The organism is Bradyrhizobium sp. UFLA05-109 (genome assembly GCF_054185165.1).
The window spans coordinates 1-19,170 of sequence record NZ_JBBIAR010000113.1; the positions used below are offsets into that span (position 1 = coordinate 1).

The following is a 19,170-nucleotide window of genomic DNA, read 5'->3' on the forward strand; positions in this document are numbered from 1 at the left end:
CAGACGGCGGGACGCAGGTTGGCGAACAGAGCGAGATCCTTGCGCAGCCGGAGCAGGCCGGCCTCGGGGCGCACCTCGTAGGGAACCGCATCCCACTTCGGACCACCGACCGCACCGAAGATGACGGCGTCGGCGTCCTTGGCCTTGGCCATGTCACCCTCGGAGATCGACGCCTTGTGCGCGTCATAGGCGGCGCCGCCGACGAGCCCGGTGTCGGTCTCGAACTTGGCGATCCCGGCCGCATTGAGCCAGTCGATCAGCCGCTTCACCTCGCCCATCACTTCGGGGCCAATGCCGTCACCGGGGAGCAGCAGCAGTTTATGGGTCGCCATCATCGGTTCCTCTTCGATCGAATTCGGCCGGAGTGCTAGAGCGGCGTTGCGTGCTTGGCAAGACACCATTGCCGCGGCGCGGCTGTGCAAGCCGGGCGGGGCCTGCCACAATCGGTCTCGCCGGAGTATCCCTTGCACGCCCAAAACTACCTCGCTCAAGATCGCCGCCCCCTACCCGATGCGCGCCCTGCGCGGCTGATCCTGACACTGTCGCTGGCGGCGACGGTCGGGCTCGGCATCGGTCGCTTTGCCTATGCGCTGGTGCTGCCGGACATGCGGGACAGCCTGAACTGGTCCTACTCGGCCGCCGGGTTCATGAATACCATCAACGCCGTCGGCTACCTCGCGGGCGCCCTGATGGCTTCACGGCTGATCAAGCGGGTCGGCTGGTCGGCCGCGATCCGCGGCGGAACGCTGGCCTGCCTCGCGGCCCTGGCAGTCTGCGCGCTCACCGGGGACTTCATCGCGCTCAGCCTGGCGCGGCTGGTGCTGGGTCTGGGCGCGGCGGCCGGCTTCGTCGCCGGCGGCGCGCTGGCCGCCACCATCGCGCAGTCGCACCCTGAAAGGGCCAATTTCCTGCTCAGCCTGTTCTATGCCGGCCCCGGCATCGGCATCCTCGCCTCAGGGCTGATCGCGCCGTTCACGCTGCAATATTTCGGGCCGGGCTCGTGGTGGATCGTGTGGTGGGCGCTGACGCTGCTCTCGGCCGCCATGACCATCCCGCTGTTCCTGATCCGCATCGAGAGCAAGGCGCGCTTCAGCGAGGCAGGGCACGGCTCGTTCGCGATCCTCCCCATCCTGATCTATCTCGCCGGCTACTTCCTGTTCGGCGCGGGCTACATCGCCTACATGACCTTCATGATCGCCTATGTGCGCGATGCCGGCGGCGGGGCGGCGGCGCAGGCTGCGTTCTGGAGCCTGATCGGGATGAGTGCCTTTGCCACGCCCTGGGCCTGGCGCGGCGTGCTCGCGCTCGACCGCGGCGGACTCGCAACCGCGATCATCCTCGGCACCAATGCGCTCGGTGCGGCGCTGCCGATGCTCGGCGCGTCGACGGCCTGGCTCGCCATCTCGGCACTCGTCTTCGGGGTCGCCTTCTTTGCCGTGGTCGGTTCGACGACGGCCTTCGTGCGCTTCAACTATCCGCCGCAGGTATGGCCGACCGCGATCGCGGCGATGACGATCTCGTTCGGCGTCGGTCAGACCGTGGGGCCGATCGTGGTCGGCGCGATCACGGATGCGCTGGGGAGCCTGTCATATGCGCTGAACGTTTCCGCGGCGCTGCTTGCGCTTGGTGCGCTGGCGGCGCTGTGCCAGCGGAAGGTGGGGCCGAACAGCTCAGTGTCGTAGGGTGGGCAAAGGCGCTTTTGCGCCGTGCCCACCATCAGTCGTTAACGCGATACGGAAGTGGTGGGCACGCTTCGCTTTGCCCACCCTACAATCTCTGACGCTAGCTCCCGCTGAACGAATTGTATCCCTGGTCTTCCCAGTAGCCGCCCTTGTACTCGTTGGTGACTTCCATCGAGACCACGTATTTCGGGCTCTTGAAGCCGAGTTTTGTCGGCACTCGGATCTTCATGGGGTAGCCATAGGCGCGCGGCAGAATGTCGTTCGCATATTTGAACGTCATCTGCGTCTGCGGATGCAGCGCGCTGCGCATGTCGAGCGGTGAATTGTAGCCGTCCTTGTCGGCGCACTGGAACCAGACATATTTCGCGCGGGTATCGGCACCGATCCGCTTCAGGAAATCGCGGAGCGGCGTGCCGGTCCAGCTTCCAATCGCGCTCCAGCCCTCGACGCAGATGTGCCGCGTGATCTGCGTGACCTGCGGCAGCTGGTAGAGCTCGTCCAGCGTCCAGGATTTCTTGTTGTCGACGAGGCCGCGCACCTCGAGCTTCCAGTCCTTGCCGTCGACCTCGGGGGCTTCGTCGAGATCGTAATAGCCGTTGAACGGGAATGGCTTTGTGATCGCGCTTTCCGGGAAGGTCGGCGCCAGCGCGTCCGGATTGAAGATGAAGGCCTGCACGGCGTCGTTGAATTTCGAGACCGTCTTCAGCATTTCTTCAGCCGACGATGAATCGACGACGTCGCAGCCGGTGAGCAGGCTCAGCGCGCCGAGGCTCGCGCCGCCCGTGATGAAACGGCGGCGGGTCAGGTCCGGCATCACCTTGAGCGAATCCTTGATCAGGAGACGCTTGTCGACGCCGGGGATCAGGAATGAACGCTTGGCCATGGCTCCCTCCCTCTCAGCGGCCGATGATCATCGCGCGCAGGCTCTTCGGCACGAGCAACGCGAGCGCAACGTGGACCACGAGGAAGGCGCAGATCGCGGCCATGCAGAAGAAGTGGACGTAGCGCGCGGTCGGATAGTCGCCGAACAGCATCACCAGATAGTAGAGCTGCACCGGTTTCCAGATCGACAGGCCCGACAGCACGATCAGCACGCCGACCACGATGATCCCGGCATAGAGCAGCCGCTGCACGTAATTGTAGACGGTGAGGTCGTCATGGCCGAGCCTGAAGGTCAGCGCCGCCCTGACGTCGTGGAGCACGCCGGACGGCGTGATCGGCAGCAGCTTCTTGCGGAAGCGGCCGGTGGCAAAGCCCGTGATCAGATAGGCGAGCCCGTTAATCATCAGCAACCACATCGCTGCAAAATGCCAGAGCAGCGCGCCGCCGAGCCAGCCGCCGAGCGTGATGTCGCGGGAAAAGCTGAAGTTGAACAGCGGCGAGGCGTTGTAGATCTGCCAGCCCGACATGATCATCAGGATCATGGCGAGCGCGTTGATCCAGTGCATCACCCGCACCCAGGCCGGCTGAATGACCTTCGCCGGCGAGGCGGTAGCGGGTGCATCGGTTGCAGCAAGGCTGGACATGGTGGTTCCGTCCTCAGGGGGTCGCTTGACAACAAATATACGCCGGCAACTTCGGTTTCGTTACGCCCTCATGAGCATCGAATCGATGCCTATGAAACATCGTGGTCACAAAAAAGCGAGCCGGGATCCCCCGGCTCGCCGTTTCGCGCGTCCTGTTCGGGGATGAAACAGGGGTGCTGCGGTGTTACGTCGCCGGCATCAGCACGGTGTCGACCACATGGATGACGCCGTTCGACTGATTGACGTTGGTGATCGTCACCATCGAGCTGCCGCCCTTGGCATCGACGATCCAGGTCTTGCCGTCCATTTTCTTGACCGTCAGCTCCTCGCCTTCGGCGGTCTTGAGCTTCTTGCCGTCGGTGAGGTCGGAGGCCTCGAGCTTGCCGGGCACCACATGGTAGGTGAGGATCTTGGTCAGGGTCGCCTTGTTCTCGGGCTTGACCAAGGTATCGACGGTGCCGGCCGGCAGCTTGCCGAATGCGGCGTTGGTCGGCGCGAACACCGTGAACGGGCCCTTGCCTTCCAGGGTCTGCACGAGGCCGGCGGCCTTCACCGCCGCCACCAGGGTAGTGTGGTCCTTGGAGTTGACGGCGTTCTGGATGATGTTCTTGGAGGGGAACATCGCGGCGCCGCCGACCATGACGGTCTTTTCCTCGGCGCGAACCGGCGCGACGACGGTTGCGGTGATGGCGAGTGCGCTGAAGGCGGCAGCGGCGAGATAGGCAATACGCTTCGACATGGAGAGTCTCCCGATATCTGGATGAGGTCCAACAACAACGGCACCTGCGACAGGTGTGAGGCGATAGCGCCGTCGTTGGCCGAACTACGGGACGGTTTGCGGAGCGGTTTCGGACAATAATTTATTGTGATGCGTGAAACTTTGGGTGGGGGTTTTCGTGTAAGGGCGTGAGCGCGCCACATCCTCCGCTCGTCGTCCCGGGGCGCGCAAAGCGCGAGCCCGGGACCCATAACCACAGGGCGTAGTTGTGGTGCGCGACTGGTAACCACGAGTCTTCGCCAAATCACTCCCTGTGGTTATGGGCCCCCGCCTTCGCGGGGGCGACGAGTTGAGATTGGGGCAACGACGGAGTGCAATCTCAATCCCTGCTCAATGGCGTCTGGATGAACCCGCGATTGTGGGTCGGGCTGATCAGCACCTCGTTGATGCATACGCGCGGCGGCATGGAGGCGATGAAGGCGATGGTGCGGCCAAGATCCTCGGATTGCAGCATCCTCGCCTGCTCCTCCTCGCTCGGCACGACGGGCCGCAGCTTCAGGATCGGCGTCGCCACCTCGCCTGGCATCAGGCAGCAGGCGCGCAGGCCGTTGACGCACTCGTCCATGTTGAAGGAATGGGTCAACGCGAGCACCGCATGCTTGGTCGTGGTGTAGGCCGGGCCCGGCATCTTCGAGACGTGGCGGCCGGCCCAGGACGAGACGTTGATGATGCATCCGTCCTGCTGCCTGCGCATCGCCGGCAGCACCGCGCGCATGCAATAAAGCACGCCGTTGAGATTGATCTCGACGAGCTTGTCCCAGCCCTCCAGTTCCAGGTCGTTCCAGCTGCGCTTGGGAACATTGATGCCGGCGCTGTTGACCAGGAGGTCGATGCGGCCGTGCTTCGCCAGGATCGCATCCACCGCTTTCTGCACATCGGCGGCAACGCTGACATCAAGCGGGATCGCCTCGGCCGCCCCGCCGTCCCTGGTGATTTTGGCCACCACGGCATCCAGCGCGTCCTTGCGCCGGCCGGATACCACTACCGTCCGGCCGTCGGCGGCGAGCGCCTCTGCTCCGGCCTCCCCGATCCCGCTGCCGCCGCCCGTGACCCAGGCCACGCGTTTCCTTTCCTTGGTCATGCAAACTGTCTCCGTTGCTTCATCGGGGCTGTTTTTGCTAATCCAGCCCTCGGTTTTGACCGGCCTTCGCCGGCAAGGGATGTTGCATGAACCAAGCTGCGAACGCCAATCTGTTTTCCCGTCTGTTCGATGCCCTGAAGGATCCGACGCGGCTTGCGATCGAGACCCATGACGGCAGCCGCATCAGCTATGGCGAGCTGATCGCGCGCGCGGGCCAGATGGCGAATGTGCTGGTCGAACGCGGCGTAAAACCGGGTGACCGCGTCGCGGTGCAGGTGGAAAAGTCCGTCGCCAACATCGTGCTGTATCTCGCGACCGTGCGGGCCGGCGCGGTCTATCTGCCGCTCAACACCGCCTATACGCTGAACGAGCTCGACTACTTCATCACGGACGCCGAGCCATCGCTCGTGGTCTGCGATCCCTCCAAGGCCGAAGGCATCGCCGCGATAGCCGCCAAGGTGAAGGCCAAGGTCGAGACGCTCGGGCCCGACGGCAGGGGCTCGCTGACGGAGGCGGCCGACAAGGCGAAAAGCGAATTCACCACCGTCCCGCGCGCGAACGATGACCTCGCCGCGATCCTCTACACGTCAGGCACCACGGGCCGCTCCAAGGGAGCGATGCTGTCCCACGACAATCTGGCCTCGAACTCGCTGACGCTGGTCGACTACTGGCGCTTCACCGACAAGGACGTGCTGATCCACGCGCTGCCGATCTACCACACGCACGGCCTGTTCGTGGCGACCAACGTGACGCTGTTTTCGCGGGCGTCGATGATCTTCCTGCCGAAGCTCGACCCCGACCTGATCATCAAGTTGATGGCGCGCGCCACCGTGCTGATGGGCGTGCCGACCTTCTACACGCGCCTGCTGCAGAACTCCGCGCTGTCGCGCGAGACGACAAAGCACATGCGTCTCTTCATCTCGGGCTCGGCGCCGCTGCTCGCCGACACCCATCGCGAATGGTCTGATCGCACCGGGCACGCTGTGCTCGAGCGCTACGGCATGACCGAGACCAACATGAACACCTCGAACCCGTATGACGGGGAGCGCGTGCCAGGCGCGGTGGGCTTCCCGCTGCCCGGCGTCTCCGCACGCGTCACCGATCCCGAGACCGGTAAGGAATTGCCGCGCGAAGAAATCGGCATGATCGAGGTGAGGGGGCCGAACGTCTTCAAGGGCTATTGGCGCATGCCGGAGAAGACCAAGTCGGAATTCCGCCCCGACGGCTTCTTCATCACCGGTGACCTCGGCAAGATCGACGCCAAGGGCTACGTCCACATCCTCGGCCGCGGCAAGGATCTCGTGATCTCCGGAGGCTTCAACGTCTACCCCAAGGAAATCGAGAGCGAGATCGACGCCATGCCCGGCGTGATCGAATCCGCCGTGATCGGCGTGCCGCATGCCGATTTCGGCGAGGGCGTCACGGCGGTCCTCGTCTGCAGCAAGGGCGCCGAGGTCAGCGAAGCCTCGGTCCTGAAGGCGCTCGACGGCCGGCTCGCAAAGTTCAAGATGCCCAAGCGCGTCTTCGTCGTCGACGAATTGCCGCGCAATACGATGGGCAAGGTGCAGAAGAACGTGCTGCGGGATACGTACAAGGACATTTACGCGAAGAAGTAGGGGCGCACCCTCTAGCTACCACATTCGCTGTCATGCCCCGGCTTGACCGGGGCATCCAGTACGCCGCAGCTTCTCGGTTCAATCGCGAATACTGGATTGCCCGCCTTCGCGGGCAATGACAGCTGAGTGTGTGTGTGCGCCTTGCCACGAGCCATCATTGCCCGCCAAGCAAACTCACCACAAACCGGCTGCCGACAATGAAGAGATAGCAGCCGAACGCGGTCTCGAGCGTCCGCTTCGACATCGCATGCGCGGCTCGCACGCCGAGCGGCGCGGTGACGAGGCTCATCGGCATCACCAGCACAGCGCCGATCAGAGAGACGAACCCGAGCGCGAACGGGAATTGCAGGGCGGCAACTGACGGAAAACGCGCTGCCGCCAGCCAGCCGGCATAGATGTAGCCGAGCGCGCCGGGGATCGAGATCAGCACCGCGAGTGCCGAGGAGGTCGCGACCGCCTGATGGATCGGACGGCCGTAGAAGGTCATCAGCAGGTTGGAGAACAGGCCACCACCAATGCCCATCAGGGTCGAGAGGATGCCGACCACGAAGCCGTAGATACGCATCAGCGGGCCCGTCGGCAGGTCGTCACCGAACTTCCAGCTCTCGCGCGCGAAAATCAGCCGCGCGGCGGCCGAATAGGCGACGGCGACGAACACGATCTTGAACAGCCGCTCCGGCGCATAGCGCGCGACCACGCTGCCGGCGATGACGCCGATGACGATCGGCAGCCACCAGACGCGCAAAATCGCCATGTCGACAGCGCCGCGCTTGTAATGCGCCTGGAACGAGCGGATCGAGGTCGGGATGATGACCGCAAGCGAGGTGCCGACGCAGAGCGGCATCCGCACCTCCAGAGGGACTCCGGCCATGCGAAAGCATTCGTAGAACACGGGAACCAGGATCGCGCCGCCGCCGATGCCGAACACGCCGGCGAGAAAGCCCGAGAGCGCGCCGACCGCGATGAGCAGCAGTGCCAGCTCGACGATGTCCTGGAGATTGAGACCTGCAATCACGCGAATCGTACCCCCGGCCAGCTAGCGACGAACCTCCGGGCCGATGCACCCAGACGAAGAGCGATGCGTGCGCAACTTTTAGGCTATCTCGCTCGCGTGCCGGAAGCGACAGGCGCGGAATGCAGGACACGCATATCGGAAACGCCCTGGCGAGATGGTGAGGGATGAAAACCAGTCAAGCGACGGGCGCGGCAGGCTCTTTTGCGGTTCCATCCAGGGCTATTTTGACCCCACTTTGCAGCATGAACGGACTGGTTCGCGTGACGACGATCCTCTTGCGATTTCAAGTCGCGAGCTGAGCATTACAAATGCCGAAACTGAGTTCATTTCTTCAACATCCCGATCTCGCTCTGGTATACCAAGCCCCTGATCAGCCTTGCTTGATCACCCCCCTAAGGCTGAACGGCAGTTCGCTTTATGGCTATTTGGTGATTGCGCGGATAGATTCGACTCCGTAAATAGGGCCGACCTTTCGCGATCCCCGCGCGCCCTATGCTGGGCCGCAATAAAACACCAAAGCCGCCCATGACCGCACGGATCGAACGACCGCTTTCACCCCACCTGCAAGTCTATCGCTGGACGCTGACGATGGCGCTGTCCATCGTCCACCGCGCTACCGGTATCGCACTTTATGTCGGAACCCTGCTGTTGGCCTGGTGGTTGATCGCCGCGGCCTCCGGCCCGACGGCGTACTCCCATGTGCAGGCCTTTACCGGCAGCATCATCGGCCGGCTGATCGTTTTCGGCTACACTTGGGCGCTGATGCATCACATGCTGAGCGGCATTCGGCATTTCGTCTGGGACCTCGGCTACGGCTTCAAGGCCAATGAGCGCGAGGCGCTCACCTGGGGCGCGCTGATCGGCGGCATCGCGCTCACTGTCCTGATCTGGATCATTGCCTACGCGATCGGAGGCGGACGATGAGCACGACCGATACGCCCAAGCGTAGCATGCGCACCCCGCTCGGCCGCGTCCGCAACCTCGGCGCCGCGCATTCCGGCACGTCTGACTTCTGGCGCCAGCGCCTCACCGGCGTTGCGATGACGCTGCTGATGCTGCCCGTGATCGTCGTCGTCATGATGCTGCTTGGCCGCAACCAGGCGGGCGCTGCGCAGATTCTCGGCTCGCTGCCGATCGCGCTGATCCTCCTGCTCTTCATCTTCGCCAGCGCCTGGCACATGAAGATCGGCATGCAGGTCGTGATCGAGGACTACGTCCACAACGAGAAGCTGAAGCTCGTTGCGGTCATGCTCAACAACTTCTTCTCGATCGCGGTGGCGCTCGCCTCGACCTATGCGATCCTCAAGCTGTCATCCGGAGTGTAACCCATGGCCGCCAGCACGAATGGCAAGGGCAACGGCGCTCCCGCCACCAACGGAAAAGCCTATCCGATCGAGGACCATACTTACGACGTCGTAGTGGTCGGCGCCGGTGGCGCGGGCCTGCGCGCCGTCGTCGGCTGCAGCGAGGCGGGCCTGCGCACGGCCTGCATCACGAAGGTGTTTCCCACCCGTTCGCACACCGTCGCGGCGCAGGGCGGCATCTCCGCTTCGCTCGGCAACATGCACAAGGACGACTGGCGCTGGCATATGTACGACACCGTGAAGGGGTCGGACTGGCTGGGCGACCAGGACGCGATCGAATACATGGTGCGCCACGCCCCCGAGGCGGTCTACGAGCTCGAGCATTGGGGCGTGCCGTTCTCGCGCACCGAAGATGGCAAGATCTACCAGCGCCCGTTCGGCGGCATGACCACGGAATTCGGCAAGAGCCAGGCGCAGCGCACCTGCGCCGCCGCCGACCGCACCGGTCACGCCATGCTGCACACGATGTACGGCCAGTCGCTGCGCCATGCGGCAGAATTCTTCATCGAGTTCTTCGCCATCGATCTGATCATGGACGACCAGGGCGCCTGCCGCGGCGTGATCGCGCTGAAGCTCGATGACGGCACGCTGCATCGCTTCCGCGCCCAGACCACGATTTTGGCGACCGGCGGCTATGGCCGCGCCTACGCGTCCTGCACCTCGGCCCATACCTGCACCGGCGACGGCGGCGGCATGGTGCTGCGCGCCGGCCTGCCGCTCCAGGACATGGAGTTCGTGCAGTTCCACCCGACCGGCATCTACGGCTCGGGCTGTCTCGTCACCGAAGGCGCGCGCGGCGAAGGCGGCTATCTCGTCAACTCCGAAGGCGAGCGCTTCATGGAGCGCTACGCGCCGTCGGCCAAGGACCTCGCCTCGCGCGACGTCGTCTCGCGCGCGATGACCATCGAGATCCGCGAGGGGCGCGGCGTCGGCAAGAAGAAGGATCACATCTTCCTGCATCTCGACCATCTCGATCCGAAGGTCCTGCAGGAGCGCCTGCCGGGCATCTCCGAGTCGGCCAAGATCTTCGCCAATGTCGACGTGACGCGCGAGCCGATCCCGATCGTGCCGACCGTGCACTACAACATGGGCGGCATCCCGACGAATTATCACGGCGAGGTGCTGACGAAAAAGGACGGCGAGGACAACGCCGTGATTGCCGGACTGATGGCGATCGGCGAAGCGGCCTGCGTCTCCGTGCACGGCGCCAACCGCCTCGGCTCCAACTCGCTGATCGACCTGGTGGTGTTCGGCCGCGCCGCGGCGCTGCGCTGCGCCGAGAAGCTCACCGCCAACGGCAAGCAGCCGGAGTTGCCGGCGAACTCGGCCGAGCAGTCGCTCGGCCGCCTCGACCACTACCGCTATGCCTCCGGCGGCACCCCGACCGCGAAGCTGCGCGAGGGCATGCAGCATGTGATGCAGAACAATTGCGCGGTGTTCCGCACCGGGGAGGTCCTGAGCGAAGGCCAGAACCTGATCCAGAAGGTCCATGGCGGCATCACCGACATCGCGGTGTCCGACCGCTCGCTGGTGTGGAATTCGGACCTCGTCGAGACGCTCGAGTTCGACAACCTGATCTCGCAGGCGGTGGTGACGATGAACTCGGCCGCCAACCGCACCGAGAGCCGCGGCGCACATGCCCGCGAGGACTATTCCGCGCGTGACGACAAGAACTGGATGAAGCACACGCTGGCCTGGCTCGACGATGCCGCCAAGGTCACGATCGACTACCGCCCGGTGCACAACTACACAATGACCAACGACGTGCAGTACATCCCGCCGAAGGCGCGCGTGTACTGAGCGAAAGCGAAGGCCTGATCGAAAATGGTTGAATTCGCACTTCCAAAGAACTCGAAGATCACTGGCGGCAAGACCTGGCCGAAGCCCGCGGGCGCGACTGAGCTTCGCGAGTTCCGCGTCTACCGCTGGAACCCGGACGACGGCAAGAATCCGAGCGTCGACACCTATTACGTCGACACCCACGACTGCGGTCCGATGGTGCTGGACGGCCTGATCTGGATCAAGAACCACATCGACCCGTCGCTGACCTTCCGCCGCTCCTGCCGCGAGGGCGTCTGCGGCTCCTGTGCCATGAACATCGACGGCCAGAACACGCTCGCCTGCACCCGCTCGATGCACGACGTGAAGGACGGCGCGGTGAAGATCAACCCGCTGCCGCACCAGCCGGTGGTGAAGGACCTCGTCCCCGACCTCACCAATTTCTACGCGCAATATGCATCCGTCGAGCCGTGGTTGAAGACGACCTCGCCGACGCCGCAGAAGGAATGGCGCCAGAGCCACGAGGACCGCGAGAAGCTCGATGGCCTCTACGAGTGCATTCTCTGCGCCTGCTGCTCGACCTCCTGCCCGAGCTACTGGTGGAACAGCGAGCGCTATCTCGGCCCCGCCGCCCTGCTCCAGGCCAACCGCTGGGTATCCGATTCGCGCGATGAGGCGACCGGCGAGCGGCTCGACAATCTAGAGGACCCGTTCCGGCTCTACCGCTGCCACACCATCATGAACTGCGCCAAGGCCTGTCCGAAAGGCCTCAACCCCGCAGAGGCGATCGCCGAGCTGAAGCTGAAGCTCGTCGAGCGACAGGTTTAAGCGAACTTTTTATGCATCCGCCGCGGCCGCTGCGAGTGCCGCGGCCGTATTGCCACCTGTGGTAGCTTAACATAAGATTGCTACTGGCGCATCCTTTGCGCGCGGCATCGCTCCGGCTGCAACCAAAGGTTCCCATCACAAGCCACTTCCTTCCCTGCGGGAAATTCAAGTAAGCTTCGTTCCGGGTCAGGAGCGACTGTGCAGGGCGCGCAACGCAATTCGTTGAAACTGCTACAGTGGATGATGGCGGCATCCCTGGCGCTGCCGATTGCGCTGTTCATCATCGCCTCGGCGATCTCCTACAATTCGACCAACGACATCGCCGACCGCGAGATCGAGCGTACGCTCGACGTCGCCCATGAGCATGCGCTCAAGGTGTTCGAGACCATCGACCGCAGCCTCGCCGAACTCAACGAGGTGGTGCGCGGCCTGTCGGACGAGGCGATCCGGTCGCGCGAGCCGGCGCTGCATCTGCGCCTGAAGCGGCTGACCGATTCGCTGCCACAGCTCAAATCCGCCTGGATGTTCGATGCGCAGGGCCATGCACTGGTCAACAGCCTGTTGTCGCCGGCGCCGCAGCTCAGCTTCGCGGACCGCGACTATTTCAACGCCCATGTCGACCAGAACATCGGCACGTTCATCGGGACGCCGCTGACGCCACGCCAGCCCTATCAGGGCGCCCGCTTCTTCGGCGTGAGCCGCCGCCGCGAGTCCGACGACGGCAGCTTCATCGGCGTGATCCAGGCCTCGGTGTTTCCCGAATATTTCGAGAGCTTTTATGCGCGCATCGGTAGCGATCCCGGCAGCTTCTTCGCCATGGGACGGACCGATGGCGTCCTGCTGGCGCATTATCCGCACCTCGACCACGACGTCCGCCTCGATCCGGGCGGGCCGGTCGGCCGGAAGATCGCGCTGAGCCCCGAGCACGGGCTGATGACCATCGCCTGGCCCGCCGACGGGATCGAGCGGCGCATCGGCTACAAGCGCGTCGCCGAATATCCGATCTATGTCAGCGCGGGGTTCGAGACCTCGGCGATCCGGTCGCGCTGGCTCGCCACCATGGGCCAGCACCTGATCTTCGGCCTGCCTGCGACGGCCCTGCTCTTCTTCATCCTCGCGCTGGCATTCCGGCGCACGCAGAACCTCCAGGCCGAAGCGGCACGACGGCGCGACGCCGAGGAGGCGCTCAAGCACAGCCAGCGCCTGGAGGCACTCGGACAGCTCACCGGCGGCGTGGCGCACGACTTCAACAACCTGCTGACCGTGATCCGCGCCTCCATCGACCTGTTGAACCGGCCGCAATTGTCGGAGGAGCGGCGGCAGCGCTACATCAACGCCATCACGGATGCGGTCGCGCGCGCCGCAAAGCTGACCTCGCAGCTCCTGGCCTTCGCGCGGCGGCAGACGCTGAAGCCCGAGGTGTTCGACGTCGGCACACGCGTGCAGTCGCTGCGCGACATGATCGCGACGCTGACGGGACCGGCCATCGAGATCGTGATGCGGCTGCCGGCGGAGTCCTTTCTCGTCGACGCTGATGCCGGCCAGTTCGAGACGGCGCTGTTCAACATGGCGGTCAATGCGCGCGATGCGATGCAGGGCCGCGGCAGGATCACGTTCACGGTGGAGGCTGCAACAGCCATTCCCGACAGCCTGGTACATCTCGTCGGCAGCAATGGCTTCATCACCGTCACGGTCACCGATACCGGGTCCGGCATTCCCGCAGGCCAGCTCGACCGCATTTTCGAGCCGTTCTTCACCACCAAGCAGATCGGCCAGGGCACCGGGCTTGGCCTGTCGCAGGTGTTCGGCTTCGTCAAGCAGTCCGGCGGCGAGGTGACGGTTGCGAGCGAGGTCGGTCGCGGCAGCACCTTCATGCTCTTCCTGCCGCGCGTGCCCGCCGAGTTGCTACCACAGCGGCAGGCGCCCGACACCGCGCCCGCAGTGGCCGGCAGCGGCATGTCGGTGCTGGTCGTCGAGGACAATATCGAGGTGGCCAATTTCGCCGCCGACGGGCTTACCGAGCTCGGTTACAGCGTCACGCTGGTCGACAATGCCAGCGATGCGCTCGCCGAGCTGACGGTGGACGCGGACCGCTTCGACGTGGTGTTCTCCGACGTGGTGATGCCGGGTATGACCGGACTCGATCTCGCGCATGCGATCCGCGACCGCGGCATCGACGTGCCTATCGTGCTCACCAGCGGCTACAGCCACGTGCTGGCGCAGGACGGCAGTTTCGGCTTCGAGCTGCTGCAAAAGCCTTACTCCATCGAGGCACTGTCGCGCATACTGTACAAGGCCGCACGGCTGCGCCGCGTGCGGGACGGCGCTGCGGAGTAACTCAAGGTCCATAGCCCGGATGGAGCGAAAGCGTAATCCGGGAACGACTCACGCCGGCTCCCGGATTTCGCGGAGCCTGTCATCGGGCGCGCATTCGCGCGACCCGTTGGCTCCATCCGGGCTACATTCCCCGGCCGCGACGTTGGAGTCGGGGGCAAAACCGGCTATGCATGCGCCGCTTGCAACGAGGACTTCTGCTTGACGCCTGATACCGCCCCCACGCCCGCGCCGTTCGGCGCGTTCGCGCCCAATGCGGCGCAGGCTGCGATCATTTCGCTTGCGCACCGCTCCGGGCTGAAGCGCGGTGCGTTCCGCCCGTGGCTGTCGCGGCTGGTTAATTTGCTGCGCGCAGGTCCCATCGACGTGCAATATCAGGGCGCCTCGTTTCGCTTCCATCACCAGGCGAGCGCGACCGAGCGCGGCGCGCTGTTCAACCCCGACTACAATCTCGACGAGCTCGACTTCCTGCGCCAGCATACGCCGAGCGGTGGCGTGTTCGTCGACGTCGGCGCCAATGTCGGCACATTTGCGCTGGTAATGGCGCGCCACGTCGGCGCGCAGGGCAAGGTCGTCGCGATCGAGCCGCATCCCACGACCTTCGCGCGACTCTCGTTCAACAACGCAGCGTCGGGATCGATCCAAGGATCGACCCGAGGATCAACGCAGGTCCGGCTCGTCCAGGCCGCGGCAGGCGAAGCCGACGGCGAGCTGATGATCGAGACCGACGGCGACAATCTCGGCGCCAGCCATGTCGTGACGGGCACGGCGACGGCAAGGGCCATCAAAGTGCCGTCGTTACGGCTGATACGCATCCTCCAGGAGTCCGGCGTCACGAAGGTCGATGCCCTCAAGATCGACGTCGAGGGCTTTGAAGACCGCGTGCTGATCGGCTTCTTCCGCGATGCGCCGCAATCGCTATGGCCACGCGCTGTCGTGATCGAGCATCTGTCACAAAACGAATGGCGCGAGGATTGTATTGCAGACATGATCGCGCGCGGCTTCGCCATCACGAAGAGGACGCGGAGCAACACCTTCCTGTCGCGCTGACGACAGTCAACGACGGAGATTCCGATGATCGATCACATGGGTTTTCCGGTTTCCGACTATGAGCGGGCCAAGGCGTTCTATGCCAAGGCGCTGGCTCCACTCGGCTACAGCCTGATCATGGAGGTCACGCAGGAGCAGACCGGCCACGATCCCGCCGCGGGCTTTGGCGCCGACGGCAAGCCGGACTTCTGGATCGGCGGCGAAGGTGCGTTGAACAAGCCCGTGCATGTCGCCATTCTCGCCAAGGATCGCGCCACGGTGGATGCATTCTACAAAGCCGCCATCGCGGCCGGCGGTCGCGACAATGGGCCGCCGGGCATTCGCGCGCATTATCATCCGACTTATTACGGTGCATTCGTGCTCGACCCCGATGGTCACAACATCGAAGCCGTCTGTCACGCGCCCGAATGAGTCTGTTCCATCATCACGGTGGACGGGAACATCGATGCATCGGCAACGTTACCGTCTTTCGAGCAACGACATGTCGATGATGCATGATGCCGATCGAACCCCCGGAGATTCCGCCGGCAACACCGGGCACACCGAGTGAGCCGCCACCGGGAATTCCGCCGGGCAATCCGCAGCCTGATATCGCACCGCCGGTGCGCGAGCCCGGCGAATCACCGCGACCCGATGAATTGCCCGGCCGTGTCCCGGAGGAGATTCCGCCGCGCGGACCGAACGGGCCGCGCACGCCCAATCCCGCAACGGACGCGAATTTGTCGCAACCTCACATGTGAGGCGATTGCAAGATGGGCCTGAATGCGCAATGAACGTCGATGTTCTGAAGTGATTTGCATGCAGAAATAAATCGAGACGCGGCTGGTTCGCCCGCCACAATCCGGCCTAACGCGTATCCGTTGATCGCAACACTGAACTTCCAAAAAACTCTACAGAACCTTCGCTAGGATCTCACCACATGACCCAATTTCGCTTCGTGCTGCTTGCCACGACGGCTCTGACCGCGCTGCCATTCGCAAGCTCCACATCGCACGCGCAAAGCGCGCCCATCGTGATCGCGCAGGCGCAGCCGCAAGGCGAAGTCGGCCCTGACGGAAAACCGAAGCAGCCATCCCGGGAGCAGCCGAAGGCGCCGCCCGCGCAACAACCGCCCGCGGCTCGCCCGGCACCGACCGCGCCGCCGCCACCGCCCGCGGCTCCCCAGCGTCCGAGCGCGCCGCCACCGACGGCTGCACCTCCGCATGCCCCGACACCACCGCCGACGCCGCCGGCGCCCGCGCGGCCGGCACCGCCACCTCCTCCGCCGCCGTCTGCGGCCCCGAAGCAACCGTCAGCGCCCCCGGCGCCGGCTCCGCAGCAGCATGCGCCGACCCCGACACCGCCGCCTCCGGCCGCGGCGCCCTCGCGCGTGGCTCCGACGCCCACGCCAACGCCGCCACCTCCACCGCCCCCAACCACGCGAGCGACACCGACTCCGCCACCTCCTCCGGCGGCCGCGCCTCCGGGACGGGTCGCGCCCTTGCCAACGCCGGCACCGGCAGCGCCAACGACCCGCGCCACGCCGACGCCTCCACCGACTGCGACGCCGGCCCCGGGCGGTACGCCGACCCCACCGCCGCCCGTGCGTACGAGCCCGACGCCCGCGCCAGGAGCGGCGCCAGGAGCGGCGCCAGCACCGACCGCAACACCCGCTCCAGGCGGAGCGACGCCGCCAACCGGCCGTCAGGGCGCAACACCGCCGGCCGGCACGCCGCCTGCGGGCGCGCCCGCTGCCGGAACTCCGCCTGCGCCGCAGGCGGGCGCGCCAGCCCGGCCCATAACTCCTCCCGCCGGCGCCGCGGCGCCAACTGTCGTGCCTGGCACGCCAGCCGCAGCGCCGCCGCCCAACAGGGCGCAATACGCGCCGCCGACGGTTGCTCCGGCGTTCCGGGCCGCGCCCGCGGTCGCAGCGCCGCTACCGCCCCCGCCGCGCCCGCCGCAGCGTGACCTGACGCCGCTTGCGATCGGTGCAGGCGTGGTGGCCGGCGCTGTCATCGGTGCGACGATCGCGGACTACCGCAACCAGCGACAGGAGGTCGTCGAAGGCGGCCGCACCATCTACACCGAGCCGGACCGCATCATCATCCGCGACCCCAGCGGTCAGGAATATGTCCGCGGCAACGATCTCTATCGCTTCCGCTATGGCGCCCGCGACATCCGAACCGAGACGGTCGGCGGCGAAACCCGCACCGTCGTGATCCGTCCTGATGGCACTGAGGTGATCACGGTGGTCGGTCCAGACGGCAGTCTGCTGCGGCGAATCCGCAGGGACCCGCGCGGACGCGAGATCGTGATCATCGACAACACCTACCGCGATCCGCGGGCGGTCGGCGGCTTCTATGTCGACGTGCCGCCGCCGGTGGTCAGCATCCCCTACGATCGCTACATCGTCGACGCCGAGGAGGCGTCCCCGCAGGTGATCTACGACACGATGCGCGCCCCGCCGGTGCAACGGATCGATCGACGCTACTCGCTCGATGAGATCCGCTACTCGCCGAACGTTCGCATGCAGATGCCGAGCATCGACGTCAACACGATCAACTTCGAGACGGGATCGTGGATCATTCCGCCCGACCAGGCGGCGCGGCTCCAGGTGATCGCCGACGGCATCAACCAGGCGATCCAGGCCAATCCGCAGGAGGTGTTCCTGATCGAGGGCCACACCGACGCGGTCGGTAACGACGTCGACAATCTGTCGCTGTCGGATCGCCGGGCGCAGGCCGCGGCCGAATTGCTGACCCAGCAGTTTGGTGTGCCCGCGGAGAACCTGACCTCGCAGGGCTACGGCAAGCAGTACCTGAAGGAGCAGACCGACGGCCCGAGCCGCATCAACCGTCGCGTCACCGTCCGCCGCATCACCCCGCTGCTCAACGGCGGCCAAGCCAACGCGGCACCACCGCCGCGGCAGTAAGAATATCGCAAAGAGAAAATGGCCGGGAGCGATCCCGGCCATTTTTGTTTCTTGCACTCTCGTGCCCCGGACGCGGCGCAGCACGAAGTGATGCGCTGCTGAGCCGAGGCCCATCTACTATCGATGCAATTGGATCGAGATTCTGGGTCCCGGCTCTGCGACGCACCGCTTCGCGCTGCATCGCGTCCGGGACACGAGCGAGGATTCTAGCCCTTGTCGCTCTCGAGCCTGAAGATCTGCGAGCCTTCGCCGCCCGACAGCAAGCCGTTCTCAGCGTAGAGCTTGAGCTTGGTGCGGGTATCGGCGATGTCGAGGTTGCGCATGGTGAGCTGGCCGGTGCGGTCGGCCGGCGTGAACGCCGCGTCCTCGACCTTCTCCATGCTGAGCCGCTCAGGCGCATAGGTCAGGTTGGGGCTTTCCGTGTTCAGGATCGAATAATCGTTGCCGCGACGCAGTTCCAGCGTCACCTCGCCGGTGACGGCGCGCGCGACCCAGCGCTGCGCGGTCTCGCGCAGCATCAGCGCCTGCGAGTCGAACCAGCGGCCCTGATAGAGCAGACGGCCCAGGCGCATGCCGCTGATGCGGTATTGCTCGATCGTGTCCTCGTTGTGGATGCCGGTGACGAGGCGCTCATAGGCGATGTGCAGGAGCGCCATGCCGGGCGCCTCGTAAATGCCGCGGCTCTTGGCCTCGATGATGCGGTTCTCGATCTGGTCGCTCATGCCGAGGCCATGGCGACCGCCGATCGCATTGGCTTCCAGGAACAGCGCGACCGGATCGGCAAAGGTCTGGCCGTTGAGCGCCGTGGGCTGGCCCTCCTGGAAACGCACCACCACCTTCTCGGCCTTGACCGCGCAGTCGTCGCGCCAGAACGGCACGCCCATGATGGGATTGACGATCTTGATGCCGCTGTCGAGGCTCTCGAGATCCTTCGCCTCGTGCGTGGCGCCGAGCAGATTGCTGTCGGTCGAGTACGCCTTCTCCGCGCTCATCTTGTACGCAAAACCCTGGGCGGTCATGAACGCCGACATTTCGGCGCGGCCACCGAGCTCGTCGATGAACTGCTGGTCGAGCCAGGGCTTGTAGATGCGCAGGCTCGGATTGGTCAGAAGGCCGTAGCGATAGAAGCGCTCGATGTCGTTACCCTTGAAGGTCGAGCCGTCGCCCCAGATGTTGACGCCGTCCTCCTTCATCGCGGCAACCAGC

General features: G+C 65.1%; 18 protein-coding genes. 11 read left to right on the forward strand and 7 right to left on the reverse strand.

Annotated elements, in window-relative coordinates; genetic code table 11:
* On the reverse strand, positions 1 to 332 hold a 332-nt coding region (locus tag Q3C01_RS42920), incomplete at its 3' end, for an isocitrate/isopropylmalate family dehydrogenase (protein ID WP_458151370.1).
* 132 nt (positions 333 to 464) lie between these two features.
* Between Q3C01_RS42920 and Q3C01_RS42925 the strand changes: the two genes are divergently transcribed.
* Positions 465 to 1,682: a YbfB/YjiJ family MFS transporter gene (locus tag Q3C01_RS42925; RefSeq protein WP_458151371.1), complete on the forward strand. Its 1,218-nt coding sequence runs from the start codon at positions 465 to 467 to the stop codon at positions 1,680 to 1,682.
* Between the two features lie 100 nt (positions 1,683 to 1,782).
* On the opposite strand, the gene Q3C01_RS42930 is transcribed toward Q3C01_RS42925, so the two are convergent.
* The 4 genes from Q3C01_RS42930 to Q3C01_RS42945 form a co-directional block, all read right to left on the reverse strand.
* A complete protein-coding gene (locus Q3C01_RS42930) occupies positions 1,783 to 2,565 on the reverse strand; it encodes a molybdopterin-dependent oxidoreductase (protein WP_458151372.1) in 783 nt (260 codons plus the stop codon).
* 13 nt (positions 2,566 to 2,578) lie between these two features.
* Positions 2,579 to 3,208: a cytochrome b/b6 domain-containing protein gene (locus tag Q3C01_RS42935; protein ID WP_458151373.1), complete on the reverse strand. Its 630-nt coding sequence runs from the start codon at positions 3,206 to 3,208 to the stop codon at positions 2,579 to 2,581.
* A 184-nt stretch (positions 3,209 to 3,392) separates the two neighbouring features.
* Positions 3,393 to 3,947, reverse strand: coding sequence for a fasciclin domain-containing protein (locus Q3C01_RS42940; RefSeq protein WP_458151374.1), 555 nt, complete (start codon positions 3,945 to 3,947; stop codon positions 3,393 to 3,395).
* Between the two features lie 358 nt (positions 3,948 to 4,305).
* Positions 4,306 to 5,067 carry an SDR family oxidoreductase gene (locus Q3C01_RS42945; RefSeq protein ID WP_458151375.1) on the reverse strand — a complete coding sequence of 254 codons (762 nt, stop codon included), beginning with the start codon at positions 5,065 to 5,067 and terminating at the stop codon, positions 4,306 to 4,308.
* An 86-nt stretch (positions 5,068 to 5,153) separates the two neighbouring features.
* On the opposite strand from Q3C01_RS42945, the gene Q3C01_RS42950 reads away from it, so the two are divergent.
* Positions 5,154 to 6,683, forward strand: a complete 1,530-nt coding sequence (locus Q3C01_RS42950) for a malonate--CoA ligase (RefSeq protein ID WP_458151376.1) — start codon at positions 5,154 to 5,156, stop codon at positions 6,681 to 6,683.
* Positions 6,684 to 6,837: 154 nt separating this feature from the next.
* Here the strand turns inward: Q3C01_RS42950 and Q3C01_RS42955 are convergent, their stop codons facing one another.
* Positions 6,838 to 7,698, reverse strand: coding sequence for a sulfite exporter TauE/SafE family protein (locus Q3C01_RS42955; RefSeq protein WP_458151377.1), 861 nt, complete (start codon positions 7,696 to 7,698; stop codon positions 6,838 to 6,840).
* 525 nt (positions 7,699 to 8,223) lie between these two features.
* On the opposite strand from Q3C01_RS42955, the gene sdhC reads away from it, so the two are divergent.
* From sdhC to Q3C01_RS43000, 9 genes are all read left to right on the forward strand, one after another.
* Entirely contained in the window at positions 8,224 to 8,622 is a 399-nt protein-coding gene (sdhC, locus tag Q3C01_RS42960) for a succinate dehydrogenase, cytochrome b556 subunit (RefSeq protein ID WP_458151378.1), read from the forward strand.
* Positions 8,619 to 9,023, forward strand: a complete 405-nt coding sequence (gene sdhD / locus Q3C01_RS42965; protein WP_283039031.1) for a succinate dehydrogenase, hydrophobic membrane anchor protein — start codon at positions 8,619 to 8,621, stop codon at positions 9,021 to 9,023. Before sdhC ends, sdhD begins: the two co-directional genes overlap by 4 nt.
* Positions 9,024 to 9,026: 3 nt before the next feature.
* A complete protein-coding gene (sdhA, locus tag Q3C01_RS42970; RefSeq protein ID WP_458151379.1) occupies positions 9,027 to 10,862 on the forward strand; it encodes a succinate dehydrogenase flavoprotein subunit in 1,836 nt (611 codons plus the stop codon).
* Between the two features lie 24 nt (positions 10,863 to 10,886).
* A complete protein-coding gene (locus tag Q3C01_RS42975; RefSeq protein WP_458151380.1) occupies positions 10,887 to 11,669 on the forward strand; it encodes a succinate dehydrogenase iron-sulfur subunit in 783 nt (260 codons plus the stop codon).
* 198 nt (positions 11,670 to 11,867) lie between these two features.
* Complete coding sequence (locus Q3C01_RS42980) at positions 11,868 to 14,006, forward strand: ATP-binding protein (protein ID WP_458151381.1); 2,139 nt, start codon at positions 11,868 to 11,870, stop codon at positions 14,004 to 14,006.
* Between the two features lie 198 nt (positions 14,007 to 14,204).
* Positions 14,205 to 15,053, forward strand: coding sequence for an FkbM family methyltransferase (locus tag Q3C01_RS42985; protein WP_458151382.1), 849 nt, complete (start codon positions 14,205 to 14,207; stop codon positions 15,051 to 15,053).
* Between the two features lie 24 nt (positions 15,054 to 15,077).
* Entirely contained in the window at positions 15,078 to 15,464 is a 387-nt protein-coding gene (locus Q3C01_RS42990) for a VOC family protein (protein ID WP_007598770.1), read from the forward strand.
* Positions 15,465 to 15,550: 86 nt separating this feature from the next.
* On the forward strand, positions 15,551 to 15,793 hold the full coding sequence (locus Q3C01_RS42995; protein ID WP_458151383.1) for a hypothetical protein: 243 nt from the start codon (positions 15,551 to 15,553) through the stop codon (positions 15,791 to 15,793).
* A 179-nt stretch (positions 15,794 to 15,972) separates the two neighbouring features.
* Complete coding sequence (locus Q3C01_RS43000; RefSeq protein ID WP_458151384.1) at positions 15,973 to 17,964, forward strand: OmpA family protein; 1,992 nt, start codon at positions 15,973 to 15,975, stop codon at positions 17,962 to 17,964.
* 206 nt (positions 17,965 to 18,170) lie between these two features.
* On the opposite strand, the gene argG is transcribed toward Q3C01_RS43000, so the two are convergent.
* Positions 18,171 to 19,170, reverse strand: a 1,000-nt coding sequence (argG, locus tag Q3C01_RS43005) for an argininosuccinate synthase (RefSeq protein WP_458151385.1), incomplete at its 5' end; no start/stop codon positions are given.

What these genes read in the sequence shown, in the direction of transcription:
- Q3C01_RS42930 (WP_458151372.1), bottom strand. Translation starts at nt 2,565, where the DNA reads ATGGCCAAGCGTTCATTCCTGATCCCCGGCGTCGACAAGCGTCTCCTG.
- Q3C01_RS42935 (WP_458151373.1), bottom strand. Translation starts at nt 3,208, where the DNA reads ATGTCCAGCCTTGCTGCAACCGATGCACCCGCTACCGCCTCGCCGGCG.
- Q3C01_RS42940 (WP_458151374.1), bottom strand. Translation starts at nt 3,947, where the DNA reads ATGTCGAAGCGTATTGCCTATCTCGCCGCTGCCGCCTTCAGCGCACTC.
- Q3C01_RS42945 (WP_458151375.1), bottom strand. Translation starts at nt 5,067, where the DNA reads ATGACCAAGGAAAGGAAACGCGTGGCCTGGGTCACGGGCGGCGGCAGC.
- Q3C01_RS42950 (WP_458151376.1), top strand. Translation starts at nt 5,154, where the DNA reads ATGAACCAAGCTGCGAACGCCAATCTGTTTTCCCGTCTGTTCGATGCC.
- sdhC (WP_458151378.1), top strand. Translation starts at nt 8,224, where the DNA reads ATGACCGCACGGATCGAACGACCGCTTTCACCCCACCTGCAAGTCTAT.
- sdhD (WP_283039031.1), top strand. Translation starts at nt 8,619, where the DNA reads ATGAGCACGACCGATACGCCCAAGCGTAGCATGCGCACCCCGCTCGGC.
- sdhA (WP_458151379.1), top strand. Translation starts at nt 9,027, where the DNA reads ATGGCCGCCAGCACGAATGGCAAGGGCAACGGCGCTCCCGCCACCAAC.
- Q3C01_RS42975 (WP_458151380.1), top strand. Translation starts at nt 10,887, where the DNA reads ATGGTTGAATTCGCACTTCCAAAGAACTCGAAGATCACTGGCGGCAAG.
- Q3C01_RS42990 (WP_007598770.1), top strand. Translation starts at nt 15,078, where the DNA reads ATGATCGATCACATGGGTTTTCCGGTTTCCGACTATGAGCGGGCCAAG.
- Q3C01_RS42995 (WP_458151383.1), top strand. Translation starts at nt 15,551, where the DNA reads ATGCCGATCGAACCCCCGGAGATTCCGCCGGCAACACCGGGCACACCG.
- Q3C01_RS43000 (WP_458151384.1), top strand. Translation starts at nt 15,973, where the DNA reads ATGACCCAATTTCGCTTCGTGCTGCTTGCCACGACGGCTCTGACCGCG.